This window comes from Candidatus Thermoplasmatota archaeon (assembly GCA_030018475.1).
Classification (GTDB): domain Archaea; phylum Thermoplasmatota; class JASEFT01; order JASEFT01; family JASEFT01; genus JASEFT01.
This window is the reverse complement of the sequence record JASEFT010000013.1, coordinates 1-3457: the sequence shown is the minus strand read 5'-3', so window position 1 is coordinate 3457 and position 3457 is coordinate 1. Positions and strand designations below refer to the sequence as shown.

Genomic DNA, 3457 nt, shown 5'->3' with positions numbered 1-3457 from the left:
TTTTTTCATGTTGAGTAATAGCTGGAAATTTTGTCTTGATAATCTTATCTTTTAGCCCGTATTTTATCTCTCGAGCTTTGATTTTACCTAAATTCTCAAGCTCTATTCTTAACTCCTCTAAATCTTCTTTTCTAAAGGCATCGCCAGGCATTGTTGGCCTGCGCGATTTACCTACTTCAATACCAATAATCTCAAGACCGCTCTTTACAGCTTCATGAGCACAGGTTCTGCATATAATTCTAACTAATTTCTGGATTCTTTGTTGCAACGCACGAGCCTTCTCCAAATCCTTGCGCTGAACAGCTTTGTAGATATCTTGCCATACGTCTGGAATTAAATTAGCGCTAGCCAAAATGAGAGCATCTGCACCGCTTGCTAATGCAGCCATGCCTATTTCATCGTAGCCGCATACTATGGAGATTTTATTGCCTACTTTCTCAAATAACGAAGCCAAGAACGGAAAATTACCGCTTGAATCTTTTATTCCCACAATATTTTCCAGCTCTGCTAAACCTTCTACAGTCCACCATTCTTTATTCACTCCAGTAGCTTGGGGTAGGTTGTAGAGTATGATAGGGAAATCGAGCTCATTCAGCTTTTCGTAATGTTCGTAAATTTCTTTATAAGAAGAATTGAAATAGTAAGGAGTAACAACAAGTGCAGCTTTAGCACCAACGTCCTTTGCATACTTTGTTAGCTCAATTGTTTGTTTTGTAGAACTAGCGCCTGTGCCAGCAATTACAGGCTTTTTATTGGCAACCTCATCAACTACCCATTCTATTACCTTCATTCTCTCCTCTTCACTTAAATATACAAATTCGCCAGTAGTGCCGGTAGCAACGAAGCCGTTCACATCTTTCATCAGATAATTAACTAACTTTCTAAGCGCTTCTTCATCTAAATCTTCATTTGATTTGAAAGGCGTTACTAGCGCAGGAAATATACCTTTAAGCCAAGATAGTTTCTTCATAGTTTTAATTTGAACGCATTCTCAATCGCTTGCTTCGCAGCCAGATAAAAATTATGATACAAAATTTTTCTGTCTAGCGCGTTAGGCTGGACAAATACTTTCGCAAGCATAATATAATCATCAATTTCAGCTTGCTCAATTATGGAATCTTCCACACTATCTATTACTGCTTTTGCGATAGCGCTTTGGCAAGGGCCGTAGATAATATTAGCCTGCCTAAGATTTCTAAGCTCTACAGCGGGGATAATCAATGTGGAGGGCTTGACTGAAAGGTTAGGCTCTAAAATTGCAGGTAAGGCTTCATAACCTTTTCTAAGATAAAGAAATTGTTTAGCAAAAGCTCTAGCTAAAGGCGAGTTTTTTTTACCTGCCAAAATATCAACCGCTACTCTTTCTCTACCAGCTCCTGCAGCTCCAGTGCCTGCAAATAATTTATAATTCCGAATTATATCACTTGACACGCCAAGCTCTTTAAATCTTTCTTCTAGCGGTATTTTTTCTCCTTCAATAATTAACTCTTCTATTTTTAGCTTGCCAATTTTCTCAAGCTCTAATTTTATCTCCTCTCTATCCTCGTGCAAAATAACTCCGCCCTCTTTTAGAGGCGTTCTCGCTCTACCTACATTTAACCCAAGTAATCTCAAAGCGTATTTTATTGGTACCATGTTGCCATATCTGCAAAATATTCTTGTCAACTTTTGTACTTTTAATTGCAGCTCCTGCGCAAGTGCTAAATTACCATCTTTTAAAGATTTATACAAAGCTTGCCATATTTCAGGAAATACCTGTGCACTGCCCAAAATCATACCGCTACAGCCACTTGCAAGTGCAGGTAATACTACCTCATCATGACCAATTAAAATATTTATTTTTGATTTTACTTTTTCTAAAAGCTCTAAAGTATAGGTAAGATTGCCTGAAGAATCTTTGACTGCAATAATATTATCAAGTTCTGCAAGATCTTCTACAACTCTTCTAGAAATGTAATAACCTGTAGTTTGAGGAATATTGTAGATTATTATAGGCAAATCCACAGCCCTAGAAATTTGATAGAAATGCTCATATAAACCTTTATCAGAAGGCTTTATAAAGTAAGGTGCTACAATCAAGCAAGCATCCATACCTATTTCTTCTGCATATCTTGTCAGCTCTATTACCTGTCTCGTAGAAGGCGCGCCGGTACCGGCAATTGCAAGTTTTCCTTTGTTAACTTCTTCTCTAGCAATACCGTAAATGCGTTTCCTTTCTTCAAAACTTAGATATTCGAATTCGCCGGTCGTGCCGCAGACTAATATTCCATCTAGATTGCCAATCACAGCATTAATAAGCTCTCTAAAAGCATGCTCATTGAGCGCTTCTTTTTTATCAAATGGCGTGACTAACGCTGCGTAAACGCCCGAAATATCTTTCATAATTCTTATTACGGCTTAGGAATCGCCAAATCTTTAGCACCTCGCTGGGAAAGCTTTAAGTCAGGCATGTTCTTATCAATTATTTCTTTGATTATCTCTGCATATTTTACTTTCTCTCTAGCAAGCTCAGCTAGCGCATTTTCACTTACCCAGGGCTTGTAGAGAGCGCTCATACTCACGCCAGGCTCTATTTTGAAATAGCATGGCGAGCATATTCTTGCAAGCTCAGGAGCTTCCCAAAAGCGGTTAAAGCCTCCGAAGGAATCGAATAAAAAGATATGCACGTCCATAGGTATAGTCACAGCTTTCCTCAAACTAGCGAACATAGGAAGTGTTAAGTCACCAACCGGGTTGAATGTATTTGCTCCCAAAGTTTCTAGCACTCTAGCACCGGCTGCATTCGCATGGCCTGCGAGAATGCTCACTTTAAAAACAGTATCTTTTGGTATTATACCTTCTTTTCTTAAGTTGTTCAATATCCAGAGCAAGCCCTCATCCATTACTAGAAAGCCTCTAAAGCCAATATCTGTACAGCGCTTTATATCTGCAATTATATGAGATAAATTATCGGAGCCTCTTATACGCATACCTGAAAGAGCTCCTTCAGGAGTTCTTAACTGCGCTCCTAAATCCCAAGCGGTTCTTGGGCCTGGTGTAATGATAACTTCTAGCTTGGCGTCTTTGGCAAGTTGAGCAAATTTTGCAAGCTCTTTTTCATCAAGCAATGTAGAGCCCATAACTGTAGAAATTATTCTGTGCACTGGTATCTTGCGCTTATCCATTTCGTCGATCATAGCTTCTAACGTTGATGGTCTTTCTATACCTGAAATTTCCATTCTGTAATGCGCTCCGTCTGGAAACCTTAGTTTAGAGCTCGGTAGCTCGTATAAATCTCTTCCTGGAATACCTAGCTTTTCTAAATTTTTTCTTAGCTCTTCTAATTCAGACAAAGCAATCACCGAGTTAGTATTACTCTCGTGATTTATTAAATTGGAGGCTGTCAACTTAAGCGTTAAATTCTGACAATCCCATCACCTCTCAAGCCTAGTTTAGCTAGGAGGGATGGGATTGATTT

The 3457-nt window shown here is 38.9% G+C and carries 3 protein-coding genes; all 3 read right to left on the bottom strand.

The window, feature by feature from the left end:
* On the bottom strand, window positions 1-970 hold a 970-nt coding region (gene dapA / locus QMD21_02990), incomplete at its 3' end, for a 4-hydroxy-tetrahydrodipicolinate synthase (GenBank protein ID MDI6855735.1).
* The gene (dapA, locus tag QMD21_02985) at window positions 967-2382 is read right to left on the bottom strand and encodes a 4-hydroxy-tetrahydrodipicolinate synthase (GenBank protein MDI6855734.1); all 1416 of its coding nucleotides are present in this window, start codon (window positions 2380-2382) and stop codon (window positions 967-969) included. The genes dapA (QMD21_02990) and dapA (QMD21_02985), both read right to left, overlap by 4 nt.
* 8 nt (window positions 2383-2390) lie before the next feature.
* Window positions 2391-3341, bottom strand: a complete 951-nt coding sequence (locus QMD21_02980) for a hypothetical protein (protein ID MDI6855733.1) — start codon at window positions 3339-3341, stop codon at window positions 2391-2393.
* Between the last annotated feature and the right edge of the window lie 116 nt (window positions 3342-3457).